The organism is Streptomyces sp. NPDC044704 (assembly GCF_056433525.1).
Genome location: NZ_JBWKGY010000004.1, coordinates 434,769 through 451,370, shown reverse-complemented (window position 1 = coordinate 451,370; position 16,602 = coordinate 434,769). Strand labels below are relative to the sequence as shown.

The following is a 16,602-nucleotide window of genomic DNA, read 5'->3' as shown; positions in this document are numbered from 1 at the left end:
CCGGGTCAACTCCGCCCCGCCCCGGGCCATTCCCCGGGGTGCGAGCGGTACCGCACCGGCAGCGGCCGCGTCCCAGGATGCCACCCGCGGGCGGCGCTCGCCCTCACCGCAGCGCCGGTGGCGCGCCGCCGTCACAGGCGGGTCCCGGTCGCCGCGCAGCCGGAGGACGGAACGGCGAGCGGCCCCGCCGCCGGGGCGAGCGGCGACGGGGCGCGGTGCGTCAGGCGGGTCAGACCGGCAGCTCGTCGACCGTGGCGACGACCGTGCCGAACAGGTCGGTCACGGCGGTGAGGGCGGCGGCCTGGAGCGCGGCGGCGGACAGGACGGACCCGTCAGGGGCGGCGAGGGCGCGCGTGGCGGTGGTCTCGGCCACCACGGTGGGGCGGTATCCGAGGTTGAACGCGCCCTGCGCGGTGTAGTTGACGCACATGTGCGTCATGAAGCCACCGATGACGAGGTCCCTGCCACTGCCCGGCGCGGCGCCCAGAGCGGTCAGGGTCCGCTCCAGCTCGGTGCCGTGGAAGGCGTTGGGAACCTGCTTGACGACCACCGTCTCGCCTTCCGCCGGGGACACCTCGTCGCTGATGGCGCCGATGTGGGCGCGGATGTCGTACGGGGTGTCCTCGCCGCCGTCGTTGACGACGTGGACGACGGGCGTGCCGGCGGCGCGGGCGCGCTCCAGCAGCCGGGCTCCGGCGGCGACGGCTTCCTCGACGCCTTCGAGGGCCATGACGCCCGTCCGGTAGGTGTTCTGGAAGTCGATCATGATCAGGATGGAATCGCTCAGCTTGGGCGCCTGGTTGTCCAGGCCGGAGAGGTCGCGCAGGGTCGTGGAGGGCTGGATCGTCGAGGGCTGGTTCGTGCTCATGGAGTGCCTTTCACAGGGGGTTTGACGGTGGTTCGGGCATGGCAAAGCCGTCCGCCGTGCCCGCGTACGGGTGTCACGGTGGTGGCGGGTGGGAGGGGTGTGTCGGGTCAGGCGTCCGTCTGGGTGCGGAAGCGGCGCCGGTAGGCGGCCGGGGTGGTGGCCAACTGGCGCTTGAATGCCCGGTGCAGGGTCTCCGCCGAGCCGAGCCCGGCCGAGGCCGCGACGTGGTCGACGGGACTGTCGGTGGTTTCCAGGAGCCGCCTGGCCACCTCGACGCGGGCGGCCTCGACGTACGCGGCGGGACTCGCGCCGGTCTCCTGTTTGAAGACGCGGGCGAGGTGCCGCTCGCTGAGGCACATCCGCGCCGCCAACGCCTGCGCGGAAAGGTCCTCGTCGAGGTGGTCGGCGATCCACAGCCGCAGCTCGTCGATGTCCCGGCGGGAGGACGCGGGCCGGCTGAGCGGTACGGAGAACTGGCTCTGTCCGCCCTGCCGTTTGAGGTACATGACCAGTTGCCGGGCCACCGCCAGCGCGACGTCCTCACCGAGGTCCTCGGCGACCAGCGCGAGCGCGAGGTCCAGGCAGGCGCTGATCCCGGCACCCGTCCACAGCCGGCCGCGGTCGGTGCGGACGAAGATCGGATCCGGGTCGACGGTGACGGCCGGATGGTCGGCGGCGAGCTGGGCGGCGGTCGACCAGTGCGTGGTCGCCGTCCGCCCGTCGAGGAGTCCGGCCGCCGCGAGCAGGTGCGCTCCCACGCACACCGAGGCCACCCGCCGTGCGTGCGGGGCGGTTTCCTTCACCCACGCCACGACACCGGTGTCGATCCGGGCCCGGGGCCCGTCGTCGGTCATGTCCACCGCGCCGGGTACCAGCAGGGTGTCGACCTGCCCCTGGACCTCGCCGAAGGCCAGATCGGCGAGCAGCCGCACACCGGCCGACGTCCGTATCTCGCCGGCGGCGGGCCCGGCGAGCCGGACCCGGTAGCCGGCGCGGCCCGCGGTCTCCCGGTTGGCCAGCGCGAAGACCTCGGCCGGACCGGTGACGTCGAGGAGGTCGACATCGGGGAAGACCGCGATGACGACACGGTGTGTGAGGGGCATGAACACATCCTCACGGCCCCCACCCGTGACCGCAATGACGGTTTCCTGTCACATCCGGACATCCGGACATCCGGACATCCGGACACCGGACACCGGACTTCGGTGGGCGGGGGGCCGACAGGGAGAGCGGAGGCGGACGCAGCGATGCGCGGGCCGTTGCCGGTCCGCGCATCCTGCCTCTGTCGAGGGCTGGGGTCAGTAGTCGCCGTGGCCGTGGCCGCCGCCGTGGCCGCCCCAGCCGTAGTCGTCATCGTCGTCCCAGCCGCTGTTGTGGTAGCGGCCGCCGTCATGGTCCGAGTCGCCGCCGCATCCGCCACCGGTGAGGTAGCTGACCGAGTGCGTCGGAGCTGCCGCCGAGGCCGTGCCCGCGGTGCCGATCGCGGCACCGCCGGCCATCAGAAGACCGGCAGCGGAGACCGCGAGGAGGCGCTTCGCTCTCTGTGCATGCATGGGAATACCCTTCCTTCCACCCTCCTCCAGCTTTTTCAGGGCAGGAGCGGATGGCCGCGGCCGCAAGACAGGGTGCGGCGCGGGTCGTATGCGTTGCCGCCTTCACGTACGGCACGTCTGCCCAGCGGTGCGTCCGCGTGCGACGTACGTTCCCCGGGCCGGGCACGCTACAGAGCCTCGGTCCCCGTCGAAGCGGAGACTCCGGCCGCCAGGGGGCGTGCCCCGGGGGAGCGGCCCTCACCCCACTCAGGCTAGTACCGCTTGCGCGGGTCAGCACCTTGTGGCGGCCGGGACGGCATCGTCCGCCGCGCAGTTCCCATCGCCGCACCCCGAACCACCCGTCGTGGAAAGGCAGTTGGCGGCACGTTCGGCCGCCGCGTCGGGGCCCCGGCAAACACGGCCCCGGCGGTCAGGGGGCGGCCGGGACGAACTCGGGCTGGTCGAGCACCCGCAGCCAGCTTCCGTCGGGCTGGCGCCGGACGACCTGGGCCCGGGCGCCGGACCCGTCCTTCGGCGGGGTCGAGGTGAGGGCGATGTCTCCGCTGACCAGCGTCGGCAGCGGAGCCTCTTGCTCGAAGACGGGACGGCCGGCCAGCACCCGCTCCCACAGCGCGCGGATCGCTTCCCGGCCCACCGTCCGTTCGCCGGGGGGATGGGCCAGCACCGCGTCCTCCTCGTACAGGGCCGCCACCCCGGCCGCGTCACCGGCGTTGGACCGCTCGACGAACAAGCGGGTGATGTCCTCGGGCCGCATCGCCTTCTCGTACCGCGTCATCGCCGCCTCCTCCTGTTCTCCTGTCGGGTTCCGTCGACTCCCAGCCTGATCCGCGCTCGACCAGAAGTCCAACAGCTGGAAGTGCTGGAAGCTAGAATCTGTGGTCATGGAACTGAGGCAGCTGGAGTACTTCGTCGCGGTCGCCGAGGAACGGAACTTCACCCGGGCCGCCGAGCGGGTCCACATCAGCCAGTCCGGGGTCAGCGCCCAGATCCGCCGCCTGGAACGCGAACTCGGAGCCGTGCTGTTCGACCGGTCCGAGCGCACCGCCACCCTCACCGTCGCGGGAAAGGCGGCCCTCGAACACGCCCGCGCCGCGCTCGCCGCGGCCGGGGCGGTGGGACAGGCGGTGGGGGAGGTCACCGACCTGATCCGGGGGCGGCTCACGGTCGGGATGGTCATCGGCTGCACCGTCACACCGCTGTTCGACGCCCTCGCCGCGTTTCACCGCGCGCACCCCGGTGTGGAGCTCTCGCTGCTGGAGGACCACTCCGACCGGCTCGTCGAGGGCGTCCGCGCCGGTACCGTCGACCTGGCCCTCGTCGGGACGGCGAACGCCAACCCCGACGGACTGGAGGCGCTGACCCTCGTGAGCGAACGGCTCGCCGTGGCCGTTCCGGACGGACACCCCCTGGCGGGACGGCGCCGGGTGACCCTGCGCGACGTGGCCGCCCACCCCGTCGTCTGCATGCCGCCCGGCACCGGTCTGCGCACGGCGTTCGACCACGCCTGCGCCGCACGCGGCCTCCGGCCCGCGATCGCGCTCCAGGCCAGTGCCGCCGACGCCGTCGTGGCCCTCGCCGTCCGGGGGCTGGGCGTCGCCGTCCTCAGCGAATCGATGGCCGCGAGCCATCGGGACCGGCTCACCGCCCGCACCATCGACGACGTCGAAACACCGGCGCTGCTCTCCCTGGTCTGGCGCGACGCGCACGGCCCGGCGGTCCGCGAGCTGCTCGTGCACGCCCGCCGGGCGTTCACCGGCCCCTGAGCCGGCCCCTGAGCCGCTCCCCTGAGCCGGTCCTGAGCCGGCCCCCTGAGCCGCTCCCCCGAGCCGGGCCGTCCCGCCCCCCGATTCCGGCGATCCGACACGGGTGGGCAGAACGGCCGTCGGAGCGCTACTAGGCTGACGGCATGACTGTGCTCGTGTATGAAGACTTCGGTACCGGACGCCACCGCGAGGCCTCCCTCATCCGCCATGCCCTGGGGAGCGCCCACCCGGAGGAGCTGGTCGCCGGACTGGCCGGCGGCATCGGCTTCATGTACTTCGTCTTCGAGTACGCGGGCCGGACACCCCTCCCGACCATCGTGGCCCAGGCCCACCCCGAGCCCTGGGTCCAGGTCGCGCTCGGCCGCCTGGGAGTCCCGTACGACGCCACCCGCGCGATGAAGCCCCGCTGGGGCCGTGTCCGGGCCGCCCTCGACGAGGGACAGCCCGCCTTCTGCGTCGTCGACCGCTCCTCCCTGCCCTGGCACGAGGCCGACCCGGACGCCGAGATGACCGGCGCCGACCCCTACACCGTCGTCATCGCCGGGTACGACGGCGACGACCTGCTGATCGAGGACGGCGCCCGGACCCCGCACCGGATCGACCGCGAGGAGTTCGGCGCCGCCTGGACCGCCCACCGCAAGGGCCGCCACCAGCTGATCGTGCCGACCGGGCCGCCCGAGGGGGAGCCGGACGTCGAAGGGGCCCTCGCCTCCACCGTCACCCACCTCACCGGGCCCGTCCTGGGCAACCAGTTCGACGTCAACTTCGGCTTCACCGGCATGGAGAAGTTCGCCGCGCAACTGCGCGACCGGACCACGAAGACGGGCTGGGAGCACCGCTTCGGCAGCTCCCCGGAGGCCTTCCGCGAAGGCACCGCGCGACTGTACGCCTGCCTGGAGGAGGAGTGGACGGCGCCGGGCGCCACCCGCCCGCTCTACGCCGACTTCCTGGACCTCGTCGGCCGCCCGGAGGCCGCGGAACTCTTCCGGGAATCCGCCCGGCACTGGTCGGAGCTGGCCGGCCGCGCCCTCGCCGCCGACCCGCAGGCCGGCGCCGAGGAGCGGCGCGTGCTCTTCGACGCCTGCGCCGAGCACGTGGACCGCTGCCTGGAACTGGAGGGGCGGGCGGTCGAAGCCCTCCGGAAGTAGCGCCCCGGCCGGCCCGCCCCCGCGGGGGCGTCAGCCGCGGCGGGCCCACTCCTCGGCGAGCAGCCGGTAGGAGCGGACGCGGTCCGCGTGGCCGTGCGTGATCGTGGTGATCAGCAGTTCGTCGGCGCCCGTGGCCCCCTGGAGCCGCTCCAGGTGGTCGGCGACGGTCTGCGGCGACCCCACGAACTGCGTGTCCACCCGGTCCGCGACCAGCGCGCGGTCGGCGTCCGTCCACGGCAGCCGCCGGGCCTCGTCGGGCGTCGGATAGGGGATGGCGCCCTCGGCGGTACGGATGCTGCGCACCCAGGGTCCGTAACCGGCGGCCAGCTCCCGCGCCTGCGCGTCGTCCGGAGCGACCACCACGTCGGCGGACACGGTCAGGTACGGCCGGTCCAGCTCGTCCGAGGGCTTGAACGCGGCCCGGTAGCCCTCCGCCGCCTCCAGCACCGAAGCCGGACTGACGTGGTAGTTCGCCGCGAAGCGCAGCCCGTTGCGGCCCGCGGTCTCCGCGCTGACCCCGCCGCTGCTGCCCAGGATCCACACCTGTACGTCGGCCCCCTCACCGGGCACCGCGTGCGCCTCCACGCCCTCGGGGGAGCGGTACGCGCCGCGCAGCAGCGCCAGTACGTCGGCCACCTGCTCGGCGTACTCCTGCGGGCGGGCCCCCGGCAGGTTCAGCAGCCGCTGGTGGAGGGCCACCCGCGGATGCCCGAGGAGGTGCGCGAAGGAGAAGCGGGCCGGTATCAGCAGGCCGTTCGAGGTCAGGCCCTCGAAGGGCGGCGGCGCGTCCGGGGCGGGCTGCGGCGGCCGGCCGGCCGAACGGCCCAGCCCCAGGTCGAGGCGGCCCGGGTGCAGCGCGTCGATCAGGCCGAACTCCTCCACCGTGGACAGCGCGGTGCGGTGCCCCAGCTGGACGGCCCCGGAGCCGATGCGGATCTTCGTGGTCGCCGAGGCGGTCAGGGCGAGGACGACCGCGGGTGAGGTCCCGGCGACGCCCGGGTTGAGGTGGTGCTCGGCGAACCAGTAGCGGGAGTAGCCGAAGCGTTCCGTCTGCCGGGCCAGGTCGATGCTGCGGTGCAGGGCCTCGGCGGCGGTGGAACCGGAGGTGATCGGGACGAGGTCGAGGACCCCGAGGGGGATGCCGGGCATGGCCGTGCTCCTTACAGGTCGGGGGAGGAGGGGACTGCGGGGGAGGCGGGGACCGGGCCGGGGAAGACCGGGTCGGGGATCGAGCGGCGCAGCACCGGCGCGACCTGCGACTGGAACAGTTCGAGGGAGGCCCGGTGCTCACGGTCCGTGAGCCCGCCCGGCTCCGCCTGGAGGTGCAGCACCGTGTGCCCGAACTCCTCGTGGTAGCGGTGCACCTTCTCGATCACCTGCTGCGGGCTGCCGATCAGGGCCGAACTCCGCTCGACGAAGTCCTCCAGGGTCGCGAAGACCGGCTCCACGCCCTGCGCCCGGTGGGCGGCGAGGTACCGCGCGAACGCCGGCCGGTAGGCGGCGACCGCCCCCTGCGAGGTGGGCGCCGTGTGGAAGCCGGCCGTGCCCGCGCCCACGACCGCGTGCGCCGGATCGTGCCCGTAGTGCACCCACCGCTCGCGGTAGTGCCGGATCAGTTCGGCGTACGGACCGATCGGGTGGGTGACGTTCGCCGAGAACAGGGGGTCGCCGTGACGTGCCGCCAGGTCGACGGAGTCCCGGCTCGTGGCGCTGCCGTGCCAGACCCGAAGGTTCCGCTGGTACGGCCGGGGCAGCACCTCGGCGCCGTCCAGCGCGGGCCGGAACCGCGGCCGCGCGCTCACCTTGTCCTCCCGCCAGATCCGCCGGAACAGCTCGTAACCCTCGGAGTTGCGTTCCCACTGGTCCTCGGGGCTCACGTCGAACAGCTCGCGCTGCGCGGTGCCGTTCCCCTTGCCGATCATCAGCTCCAGGCGGCCGTCGCTGAGGTGGTCGAGCGTCGCATAGTCCTCGTAGGCCCGCACCGGGTCCAGCAGGCTGAGCGTGGTCACCGCCGTGTACAGGCGGATGTCGCGGGTCAGCGCGGCGATGTGCGCGAGCACCACGGGCGGCGAAGAGGACAGGAACGGCCGCTCGTGGCGCTCGCCGACCGCGAACCCGTCGAAGCCGAGCCGTTCCGCCAGCAGTGCCGCGGAGACGACCTGGCGGAACCGTTCGCGCGTCGGGATCGGTGCCCCCGTCTCCGGGTCGGCGGAGTCGGTGATGAGGGTGATGGCCAGGAACTTCACGAGGCGGCTGCCGCCCGCCCGGCTTCCCGCTCCGCGGCGGGCACGGCGATGCCCAGGTGGTCGCGCAGGGTGGTGCCCTCGTACTCCGAGCGGAAGACCCCGCGCTCCTGGAGCAGCGGTACGACCGTGTCGGCGAAGACGTCGAGGCCGCCGGGGGTGATGTGCGGGACCAGGATGAAGCCGTCGGCCGCGTCCTGCTGCACCAGCGAGTCGATGGACTCGGCGACCGTGGCGGGTGAGCCGACGAAGGTCTGGCGGGAGGTGGTGGCGATCACCAGCTCGCGGATCGACAGATTCTTCGCCTCGGCCAGCTCGCGCCACTGACGCGCGGTGGCGCGCGGATCGCGGAACTGCCGTACGCTCGCGCGTCCCAGGGCGATGGTGTTCTCGCCCACCTCGGGATCGACGTCGGGCAGCGGGCCGTCGGGGTCGTAGCCGGACAGGTCCCGGTTCCACACGTGTTCCAGGTACTTGATCGCGGTCTGTCCGCTGACCTGGAGGCGGCGCACCTCGTGGGCGTGCTCGTGGGCCTCGGCATCGGTGTCGCCGAGTACGAAGGTGGCCGCGGGCAGGATCTTCAACTGGTCGGGCGTGCGGCCGTACTTGGGGAGGCGCCCCTTGACGTCGGCGTAGAACGCCCGGCCCTCGTCCAGGGTCCCGTACCGGCCGAAGATCGCGTCGGCGCCGGACGCCGCGAACTCCCGGCCCTCGTCGGAGTCACCGGCCTGGAAGATCACCGGACGGCCCTGCGGGCTGCGCGGCACGTTGAACCGGCCCTCGATGTCGAAGTGCCGGCCCCGGTGGGCGAAGGCCCCGGCGCGGGCGTCCCGCAGGAAGGTGCCCGTGGCGGGGTCCGCGGCGATCTCGGAGCCGTCCCAGGAGTCGAACAGCTCGATGGCGGTGGACAGGAACTCCCGGGCCCGCGAGTAGCGTTCCTCGCGCGGCAGGAAGCCGCCGCGGCGGAAGTTCTCCCCGGTGAAGGCGTCCCACGAGGTCACCACGTTCCAGGCGGCGCGGCCCTCGGAGAGGTGGTCGAGGGAGGCGAACTGGCGGGCCACCTCGTAGGGCTCGTTGAAGGTCGAGTTGATGGTTCCGGTCAGGCCCAGCCGCTCGGTGACGGCCGCGAGGGCGGCGAGCACCGTGAAGGTGTCGGGACGGCCCACGACGTCCAAGTCGTATATCTCCCCGCCCTGTTCGCGCAGGCGCAGTCCCTCGGCGAGGAACAGGAAGTCGAACTTGGCGCGCTCGGCGGTGCGGGCGAAGTGGACGAACGAGTCGAAGTCGATGTGGCTGCCCGCCGCCGGGTCGCTCCACACGGTGGTGTTGTTGACGCCCGGGAAGTGGGCCGCGAGGTGGATCTGCTTGAGCGGCTTGGTGCTCATGGTTCGTCCTTCCGGATCGTCCGGGTCAGGCGGCGGGGGTCGCGGAGGGCGGCGTGGCGTAGCGGCCGGCCGGGTGCCGGTCCAGGCCGAGCAGCCCGCGCAGGGTGTCCGCCCCGTAGGCGGTGCGGAAGAGGCCGCGCCGCTGGAGCTCGGGCACCAGCCCCCGGGTCACGGCGGGCAGGTCGTGCGCGATGACCCCCGGGTGCAGCCGGAAGCCGGACAGGCCCGCCGCCCGCCGCTCCTCCAGCAGGTCGGCCAGCCCGGCGGGGGTTCCCGTGAAGACCTCGAAGTCCTCCGCCCGCGGGTGGTCTGCCAGGGCGTCGAGCCGGTCCTTGCGGGCGGCCGCCGCCGGGCCGTCCTCGTCCAGGAACACGGTCAGCTCCCCGAACAGGTGCAGGGCCTCCGTCCCCGTCCCGGCCGCCTCCCGGAGCCGGCGGATGGCCTCGACGGCCGCGCGGGCCTCTCCGGTCCCGCCGGCGCGCACGTATCCGACGTCCGCGGACCGGGCGACGAGGCGGTACGCGTGCTCGCCGTCCCCGGGGGCCGCGACCGCGCTCACCAGGGGCTGTCCCTGCGGGGGCCGTGGGGTGATCGAGGGGCCCCGGACCTTGAAGTGGCGGCCCTCGAAGTCGATGTAGTGCAGCTTGGCGCGGTCCACGAACCGGCCGGTGGCCACGTCGCGGATCTCCGCGTCGTCCTCCCAGCTGTCCCACAGCCGCCGGATCACCTCGACGTGGTCGCCGGCCTCCTCGTACAGCTCCGCCGTGGAGAGCGGCGCCGGGCGGCGGCCGAAGTGCCGTTCCTCGTGGGGCTGTCCGGAAACCTGGACGTGCACGCCGGCCCGGCCCCGGCTGACGTGGTCGAGGGTGGCGACGGCCTTCGAGATGTGGAACGGCTCGGTGTGGGTGGTGGTGACGCCCGGCACCAGCCCGATGTGCCGGGTCAGCGGCGCGACGCGGGCGGCGGTCAGTACGGCGTCCAGCCGGCCGCGGACGCGGTCCGTACGCCCGTCCGGGCCGTCCGGCGAGGAGGACTGGAGCGCGAAACCGTCCTCGAAGGTGACGAAGTCCAGCAGCCCGGCCTCCGCCTCGGCGACGGCCCCGGCCCAGTACCGGGCGGTGAACAGTGCCTCCGGCCGGGCCCCGGGCTCGCGCCACGCGGCGGGATGCCGGCCGGCGCCGTCGAGGGCCACGGCGAGGTGCAGCGGTGCGGAGGAGGGAGGAACAGCAGGTGACGGGGATTCGGACACGTCGGAATGCGCCTTCCTGATCGGCGGACGGAAAAATGGCCGGTGCGGGCTCTCGAATTCATCCCGTCAGCAATTGCTTAGAAAACGCTACGCCCGATGTGTGGGCCATGCAATGACCCGAATATTAAGAGAACTTGGCGGCAGTGTTGCCCGGACCGCCCGGTGGGCGGAGCGCCATGAAGAAGGGCCTGCGGCGCACGGTGAACCCGATCGACTCGTAGAGCCGTACCGCGTCCCGGTTGCTCGCCGCCGTGTGCAGGAACGGCACGTCGCCGCGTTCCCGGATGCCCGCGGCGACCGCGCGCACCAGGCGCGTGGCCAGGCCCCTGCCGCGGTAGCCGGGGCGGGTGCACACCGCGCTGATCTCCGTCCAGCCGGGCGGACGCAGCCGCTCCCCGGCCATCGCGACCAGCCGGCCCCGGTCGCGGATGCCGAGGTACGTGCCCAGTTCGACGGTCCGGGGCAGGAAGGGCCCCGGTTTCGTCAGGGCGATCAGCTCCAGTACTTCGGGAACGTCGTCCGGCCCGAGCCGTACCGCCTCGGGGGCGGGCTCCGCGCGCAGCGAGGTGTCGACCAGCTGGACCCCTTCGACCGACCCGACGGTCTCCCAGCCGTCGGGCGGCGTGAGCACCCCGGCGAGGGCGACGACCCCGTCCGCTCCGGTCAGGGAGCGCAGCCCCGCCCAGGACCGCGGGTCGGCCGGATCGGCGAGCGCGGAGAACGGCGCGACGTCCGGGGCGTATCGGGCGGCGTGCGCGCCGGCCCGCTCGGCGAACACCGCGTGCGCGCCGGACAGCGCGGCCCAGGCCGGGTTGTCGAGGACGTGCGGGGTGACCGGGGCGGGGGTGCCGGTGTTCGTGCCGGTGCTCATGGGAAGCCCTCCTTCCGTGGGGGCGCCCGGGCCGTGGACGGCCCGCGGGCTCAGGAGTTGGTGACCGGCAGGCCGGGCGGGTTGACCTCGGAGGTGGTCACGGCCTCGTCGGACAGGTTCCAGGCGCCGAGGAGCTTCGCGTACTGGCCGTTCTTGATCAGGTGGTTGATCGCCTCCGCCACCGGCGCGGCCAGCCCGCTGTCCTTCTTCGACGTCGCGGCGATCAGCCCCTGGAGGGACTCGCCGGCCCCGGAGAACGAACCGGCGTTGCGCGTGGGGGCGTTGCCGCCCGCGGTCTGGGTGACGTGGTAGGCGATCGAGGGGCTCGGCCCGAAGTTGAGGTCGATCTTCTTGCCGCTCAGCGCCAGGTTGACGCTGTTGGCGTCCGGGAAGTACTTGACCGTCAGGTCCTTGCCCTCGGAGCGCAGCTTGTTCTGCCACTCCAGGAGGATCTTCTCCTGGTTAGTGCCCGAACTGACCGCGACGGTCTTGCCCGCGAGGTTGCGGTGGTCGCCGCCGAAGGTCCAGGTGTCCTCCTTCAGCGCCTCGAAGGCCAGGTTGTCCTGCCGGTAGGAGGCGAAGTCGTACTTCTTCTTGCGTTCCTCGGTGACCGTGACGTTGGTGAAGGCCACGTCGACCTTGCCGCTGTCGATGCCGACGAAGAGGTTCTCCCAAGTGGAGTTCTTGACCACCGGCTTCAGCCCCAGGGTCGAGGCGACCAGACGGCCGAGGTCCGGCTCCGCGCCCGTGAAGGTCTTCTGGTCGGTGCCGACGAAGGCGAGCGGCGGGTAGCCGGCGGGCAGGGCCCCGACGCCGATGACGAGCTCCCCGCGCTCGCGCACGGCCTCCGGGAGCCGGGCGCGCAGGGATTCGACGACCGGGGCGGACAGTTCGGCGGGCTGGGCGGCCCCGTTGGAGACGGCGCCGACGGTGACCTTGCCCGGCGCGCCGCCGGTGGCCTCCGCTTCGCCGCCGCACGCGGTGAGTCCGGAGGCGAGGGCGGTGGTCGCGGCCGCCGCGCCGAGGCCTCGGACGAGTCTGGTGCGCAGGGTGGAATGGCGTCGCATGGTGTTCCTTTTCGAGTGTTCGGTGAGCCGGGTGAGATGAGCGGGGGCGGGCGGGGGCAGGGGCAGGGTCCAGGGGCAGAGGTCAGAGCACCTTGCTGAGGAACTCCCTGGTCCGCGGATGTTCCGGACGGTCCAGGACCCGTGCGGGCGGGCCCTGTTCGACGATGCGCCCCTCGTGCAGGAAGACGACCTCGTCGGCCACCTCGCGGGCGAAGCCGATCTCGTGCGTCACGATCACGAGGGTGGTGCCCCCGGTCGCGAGGTCCTTGATGACGGACAGCACCTCGCCCACGAGCTCGGGATCGAGGGCGGAGGTGGGTTCGTCGAAGAGGATGACCCCCGGCCGCAGCGCCAGGGCCCGCGCGATCGCCACCCGTTGCTGCTGCCCGCCGGACAGCTGCCGGGGGTAGGCGCCGGGGCGGTCCCCCAGCCCGACGCGCTCCAGCAGCTCGCGCGCCAGCGCCTGGGCCTGTGGCCGGCTCAGCCTGCCGGTCGCGACCGGGGCGGCGGCGACGTTGTCCAGGACGGTCAGGTGCGGGAAGAGGTTGAAGTTCTGGAAGACGAAGCCGATCCGGCTGCGCTGGGCCAGGATCGCCCGCTTCTTCAGCTCCCTGAGCCGGCCGCCGTGCCGCTCGACGCCGATCAGCTCGCCGCCGACGCTGACATGCCCGGCCTCGGGCTTCTCCAGGTGGTTCAGGACCCGCAGCAGGGTGGACTTGCCGGAACCCGAACGGCCCAGGACCACGGTGACCGTGCCCGGCGCGACGGTCAGGTCCACTCCGTCCAGGACGGGCCTGCCGCCGAACGACTTGCGCACGCCGCGCACCTCGATGGCCGGGGGCCGTGCGGTCGCGGCGGTGCCGGTCGCGGTCATCGGGCCGTCTCCTTCGCGAAGCGGGTCCGCAGGTCCGCCAGGCCCGCCCGGGCCCGCTGGAGGGGGGTGGGCGGCACGGTGCGCAGCGCGCCGCGGGCGTAGTACCGCTCGACGTAGAACTGCACGACGGAGACCACGCTGGTGAGGATCACGTACCAGACGGTCGCCACGAGCAGCAGCGGCACCACGTCGCCGGGATAGGTGCTGGCCAGGCTCTGCACCGAGCCGAACAGGTCGAGCAGCGAGACGTAGAAGACCAGTGAGGTGGCCTTGAGCAGGCCGATCAGCTGGTTGACGTACGAGGGCACGATCGAGCGCAGCGCCTGCGGGAACACGATCCGGGCGAACTGGTACCGCCCGGGCAGCCCCAGCGCCGCCGCCGCCTCGTGCTGGCCCTGGTCGACCGAGAGCACCCCAGCCCGGACGATTTCGGCCGCGTACGCCGCCTCGCACAGGCTCAGGCCGACCACCGCGACGACCAGGTCGGTGGCGAGCCGGGACTCGTCGAAGGTGAAGAAGGCGGGGCCGAACGGCACCCCGACACTGAGGGTGGGGTAGAGGGCGCTGAGGTTGTAGAGGAAGAGCAGGACGACGATCAGCGGCACGGAGCGGAACAGCCAGATGTACGTCCAGCTCACCGACCGCAGCACCGGGTTGCCCGAGAGCCGGCCGAGGGCGAGCAGGACGCCGCCGGCGAGGCCGAGGACCGCGCTGTACGCGGCCACCTGGAGCGTGATGAGCAGCCCGTCCAGGACGACCGGGCGCAGGAACCAGTAGGCGAAACGGTCCCATTGGTAGAAGGGGTTGGTGATCAGACCGTGCCCGGCCTGGGACAGGAGCACCAGGACGACGGCGGCGGTGATCCACCGCCCGGGGCGGCGGAGCGGGAGGACCCGTTCGGCCGCCGCCGGGGGCCCGGAGGACCCGGCGGGCGGCGCGGAGAGGAGCAGAGATTCGGTCAAGGACACTCCAGCAGCATTCGACGGAAGAAGAATCGAAAAGCAGCCGTCATGCCGGACGGGAGAGGCCGCTGATGTCGTCATCTGCGGCGTAAGCTAGGCAGCACCGAGAAGGGGTGTCAATGGCAATGGATATTGCGACACGAGGAAACGTGTCTCGATTTCATCCGCCGTACACATAACGCCTCTTGGTGAAATAAAGCCGGTCCGGCACGGCCCTCCCGGGCCGGGTCCGCGCGACCGGTCCGGCCGACGGCACGCGCGCATCAGCGGGCCGTCCGCGGGCACACGCGGGTCATGAGGACAAGGAAGCGGATCTCGTTAGAGGAAATCAGCGCACGGCTGGGGCCGCAGCTGCCGGCCTTCCAGGAAGCGGTGCTCGCCTCGGTCCTGCGCCGGCGCGGGCGGGTTCCCGGGACCGGGACCGAGAGGAGGACGAGGTGATTCCGGCATGGGTGCACCTCGCGGTGATGGCCGTGGCCCTGCTCATCCTCGGCTACGACCGGGCCAAGGGCAGGCGCTGAGGTCCTCTCCCACGTCCAAGTGGCCTCGGGCGCGGGCGACTTGGTGACCCCGGAGAGCCTGGTGGGCCGCTCGGCCGGACCGCACGTCCGCCGCGACGACTTCTTCGCCCCGGAACCCGCCGGCCCGGCCCCGCTGAACGGCCCGTCCTGCGGGGCCGTACGGCCCGGCCGCACGCGGAAGCGCGGAGCCCGTCGGTAGGGTCGGCGGTGTCACGTGATCACCACCGGTCGGGAGACGCAGCATGCCGGGCAGCATCCCCGAGGGCAACGGCCAGGGCGGCACCGGGGGCCTCGCGGCCCGGCTGCGGTCCCGGGCGGTGGACGGCTTCGGCGACGGGGTCACCATCCTCAAGACCGTCGTCGCCTCGGCCCTGTCCTGGTGGATCGCCGCCGACCTGCTCGGCCTGCCCGATCCGGTACTGGCCCCGGTGGGGGCGATCCTCGTCGTCCAGGCCACCCCGTACGCCACCGCCCGCAAGGCGTTCCAGCGGGCGGCCGGCGTCGTCGTCGGCGTCCTCCTCGGAGCCGGCGCCGCGGCCGTAACGGGGACCGGACTGCTGACGATCACCCTGGTCACCGCGGTCGGGATGGTCGCGGGACGCCTGCTGCGCCTGGGTCCGCAGATGCACCAGATCGGCCTCACGGCCGTACTCGTCGTCGGGAGCAGCCAGCGGCTGGGCTACGGCACGGCCCGGATCGAGGAGAACATCCTGGGCATCCTCGTGGGCACCGCCGTGGCCCTGCTCGTGCCGTCCGCCGGGTTCGCCCGGCAGGCGCGGTACCGGACGACCCGGCTCACCCGTGACATGGCGGACCTGCTCCGGGCCATGGGGGAGGGCCTGGCCGACGGAACCTGGGGAGCCGCGTCGGGCGGCTGGGTCGTCCGCGCCCGCGCCCTCAGCGGCCGCCTGGACGAGGTGCGGTCCGCGGTGCGGCAGGCGCACGAGGCCGCCCGGTGGCGCACCCGGGCCGGCGCGGAGGAGGTCGCCCAGCTGGCGGAGGCGTCGGCCGCGCTGGAGCACGTCAGCCACCAGCTGCGCGGCATCGCCCGGGGCCTGCACAACCTGTCCTACCGCGGGGGACGGCCCCCGGCGCTCCACTGGGACCAGCGCGACGCGGCCCTGCGTCCCGAGCCGGGGCGGGCACCGGAGGGCCTGGACGGCCTGCTGACCGAGCTCGCGGACCTGGTCACCGAAGTCGCCGACCACCACATGGGCGCCCGGCGGGGCACCGGAGCGCAGTGGGTCCGGCTGCGCCGCCTCCAGGGCGCCGCCGAGACGCGGTTCCTGACGACCGCCCTCGGCCAGTCACCCGCGTACGGCCAGTGGCGGGTCCTGTGCACCGCCGGGATCCTGGAGGACGCCCGCAAGGTCCTGCACGAACTCGATCCCGAACACGGGCCGCACCAGGCGGCCTTCCGGTAGCGCAGTGGCGGCCTTCAGTGGGCGCCGCTGAAGTGCCACGACTCGATGTCGCGGTAGTGGATCGGACCCGGGCCCCGGCCGATGTTGCTGCCGACCAAGTGCAGGCGCTCGGCGGGCCAGCCGCGGCCGGTGAAGCCGGCGAGGCCGTCGGCGGCCCCGACCGCGCAGGACGGCTCGCCGCGGCGGGACCGGGCCAGCGTCAGGTGCGGGCGCAGCGGCCGGTCCTCGAAGGGGATCCCGCACTCCTTGACCACCGCCCGGACCTCGCCCGCGAGCAGGTGCAGCCCTTCGAGGTCCCCGTCGATCCCGCTCCACAGCACCCGGTCGTCGAAGTGGCCGCCGCCGCGCAGGGACAGCCGTACGGGCCGGCGGTTCGCGGCGAGCTCCGCGAGCGGGGGCCGCAGCAGGGGGACGGCCGTGACCGGGAGCTCACCGAGGAACGCGAGGGTGACGTGCCAGTCCTCGATGCGGTTCCACCGCATGCGCGGGTACGCCTCGTAGGCGGGGCGCAGTTCGCGCGCGAGCTCCTCCTTGGCGTCGTCGGGCGGCGCGAGGGCGATGAATATCCGAACGGTGGCGGGCGGGATCTGTTCGTTCACAGGGGACTTCGTACAGTGCGCAGGGCGGTCCCGTCACATCCGGCCCCGCACGGCCGGCGCCGCCGGCGCGGTTCC

The 16,602-nt window shown here is 73.3% G+C and carries 16 protein-coding genes; 3 read left to right on the top strand and 13 right to left on the bottom strand.

Annotated features, from left to right (window positions below; genetic code table 11):
• Positions 1-229 precede the first annotated feature (229 nt).
• The 4 genes from AC07B0_RS12930 to AC07B0_RS12915 all read right to left on the bottom strand — a co-directional run bounded on the left by AC07B0_RS12930 (position 230) and on the right by AC07B0_RS12915 (position 3,196).
• Positions 230-868, bottom strand: a complete 639-nt coding sequence (locus AC07B0_RS12930) for a cysteine hydrolase family protein (protein WP_469379699.1) — start codon at positions 866-868, stop codon at positions 230-232.
• A gap of 107 nt (positions 869-975) precedes the next feature.
• Positions 976-1,971 (bottom strand): GlxA family transcriptional regulator, encoded by a 996-nt coding sequence (locus AC07B0_RS12925; RefSeq protein WP_478898002.1) that lies wholly within the window; start codon positions 1,969-1,971, stop codon positions 976-978.
• A gap of 195 nt (positions 1,972-2,166) precedes the next feature.
• The gene (locus AC07B0_RS12920) at positions 2,167-2,421 is read right to left on the bottom strand and encodes a hypothetical protein (RefSeq protein ID WP_356873049.1); all 255 of its coding nucleotides are present in this window, start codon (positions 2,419-2,421) and stop codon (positions 2,167-2,169) included.
• Between the two features lie 409 nt (positions 2,422-2,830).
• Positions 2,831-3,196, bottom strand: coding sequence for a YybH family protein (locus tag AC07B0_RS12915; RefSeq protein ID WP_478898183.1), 366 nt, complete (start codon positions 3,194-3,196; stop codon positions 2,831-2,833).
• Between the two features lie 106 nt (positions 3,197-3,302).
• Here AC07B0_RS12915 and AC07B0_RS12910 point away from each other — a divergent pair, with 106 nt between their 5' ends.
• Positions 3,303-4,184: a LysR family transcriptional regulator gene (locus tag AC07B0_RS12910; RefSeq protein ID WP_478897999.1), complete on the top strand. Its 882-nt coding sequence runs from the start codon at positions 3,303-3,305 to the stop codon at positions 4,182-4,184.
• A gap of 143 nt (positions 4,185-4,327) precedes the next feature.
• On the top strand, positions 4,328-5,332 hold the full coding sequence (locus tag AC07B0_RS12905; RefSeq protein ID WP_478897997.1) for a BtrH N-terminal domain-containing protein: 1,005 nt from the start codon (positions 4,328-4,330) through the stop codon (positions 5,330-5,332).
• 30 nt (positions 5,333-5,362) lie between these two features.
• On the opposite strand, the gene AC07B0_RS12900 is transcribed toward AC07B0_RS12905, so the two are convergent.
• The 8 genes from AC07B0_RS12900 to AC07B0_RS12865 form a co-directional block, all read right to left on the bottom strand.
• On the bottom strand, positions 5,363-6,481 hold the full coding sequence (locus AC07B0_RS12900; RefSeq protein WP_478897996.1) for an LLM class flavin-dependent oxidoreductase: 1,119 nt from the start codon (positions 6,479-6,481) through the stop codon (positions 5,363-5,365).
• Between the two features lie 11 nt (positions 6,482-6,492).
• The gene (locus AC07B0_RS12895) at positions 6,493-7,578 is read right to left on the bottom strand and encodes an LLM class flavin-dependent oxidoreductase (protein WP_469379708.1); all 1,086 of its coding nucleotides are present in this window, start codon (positions 7,576-7,578) and stop codon (positions 6,493-6,495) included.
• Positions 7,575-8,960 carry an NtaA/DmoA family FMN-dependent monooxygenase gene (locus tag AC07B0_RS12890; RefSeq protein WP_478897993.1) on the bottom strand — a complete coding sequence of 462 codons (1,386 nt, stop codon included), beginning with the start codon at positions 8,958-8,960 and terminating at the stop codon, positions 7,575-7,577. Before AC07B0_RS12890 ends, AC07B0_RS12895 begins: the two co-directional genes overlap by 4 nt.
• A gap of 25 nt (positions 8,961-8,985) precedes the next feature.
• Entirely contained in the window at positions 8,986-10,209 is a 1,224-nt protein-coding gene (locus tag AC07B0_RS12885; protein WP_478897991.1) for an LLM class flavin-dependent oxidoreductase, read from the bottom strand.
• A gap of 124 nt (positions 10,210-10,333) precedes the next feature.
• Positions 10,334-11,080 carry a GNAT family N-acetyltransferase gene (locus AC07B0_RS12880; RefSeq protein ID WP_478864287.1) on the bottom strand — a complete coding sequence of 249 codons (747 nt, stop codon included), beginning with the start codon at positions 11,078-11,080 and terminating at the stop codon, positions 10,334-10,336.
• A gap of 50 nt (positions 11,081-11,130) precedes the next feature.
• The gene (locus AC07B0_RS12875) at positions 11,131-12,147 is read right to left on the bottom strand and encodes a transporter substrate-binding domain-containing protein (RefSeq protein ID WP_356873031.1); all 1,017 of its coding nucleotides are present in this window, start codon (positions 12,145-12,147) and stop codon (positions 11,131-11,133) included.
• Positions 12,148-12,229: 82 nt separating this feature from the next.
• Complete coding sequence (locus tag AC07B0_RS12870) at positions 12,230-13,021, bottom strand: amino acid ABC transporter ATP-binding protein (protein ID WP_478897989.1); 792 nt, start codon at positions 13,019-13,021, stop codon at positions 12,230-12,232.
• Complete coding sequence (locus tag AC07B0_RS12865) at positions 13,018-13,983, bottom strand: amino acid ABC transporter permease (protein WP_356873255.1); 966 nt, start codon at positions 13,981-13,983, stop codon at positions 13,018-13,020. Before AC07B0_RS12865 ends, AC07B0_RS12870 begins: the two co-directional genes overlap by 4 nt.
• A 763-nt stretch (positions 13,984-14,746) precedes the next feature.
• Here AC07B0_RS12865 and AC07B0_RS12860 point away from each other — a divergent pair.
• Positions 14,747-15,928 carry an FUSC family protein gene (locus AC07B0_RS12860; RefSeq protein ID WP_478897987.1) on the top strand — a complete coding sequence of 394 codons (1,182 nt, stop codon included), beginning with the start codon at positions 14,747-14,749 and terminating at the stop codon, positions 15,926-15,928.
• A 14-nt stretch (positions 15,929-15,942) separates the two neighbouring features.
• Here AC07B0_RS12860 and thpR read toward each other — a convergent pair whose 3' ends face one another.
• Positions 15,943-16,527 carry an RNA 2',3'-cyclic phosphodiesterase gene (gene thpR / locus AC07B0_RS12855; protein ID WP_356873025.1) on the bottom strand — a complete coding sequence of 195 codons (585 nt, stop codon included), beginning with the start codon at positions 16,525-16,527 and terminating at the stop codon, positions 15,943-15,945.
• Positions 16,528-16,602: the final 75 nt, after the last annotated feature.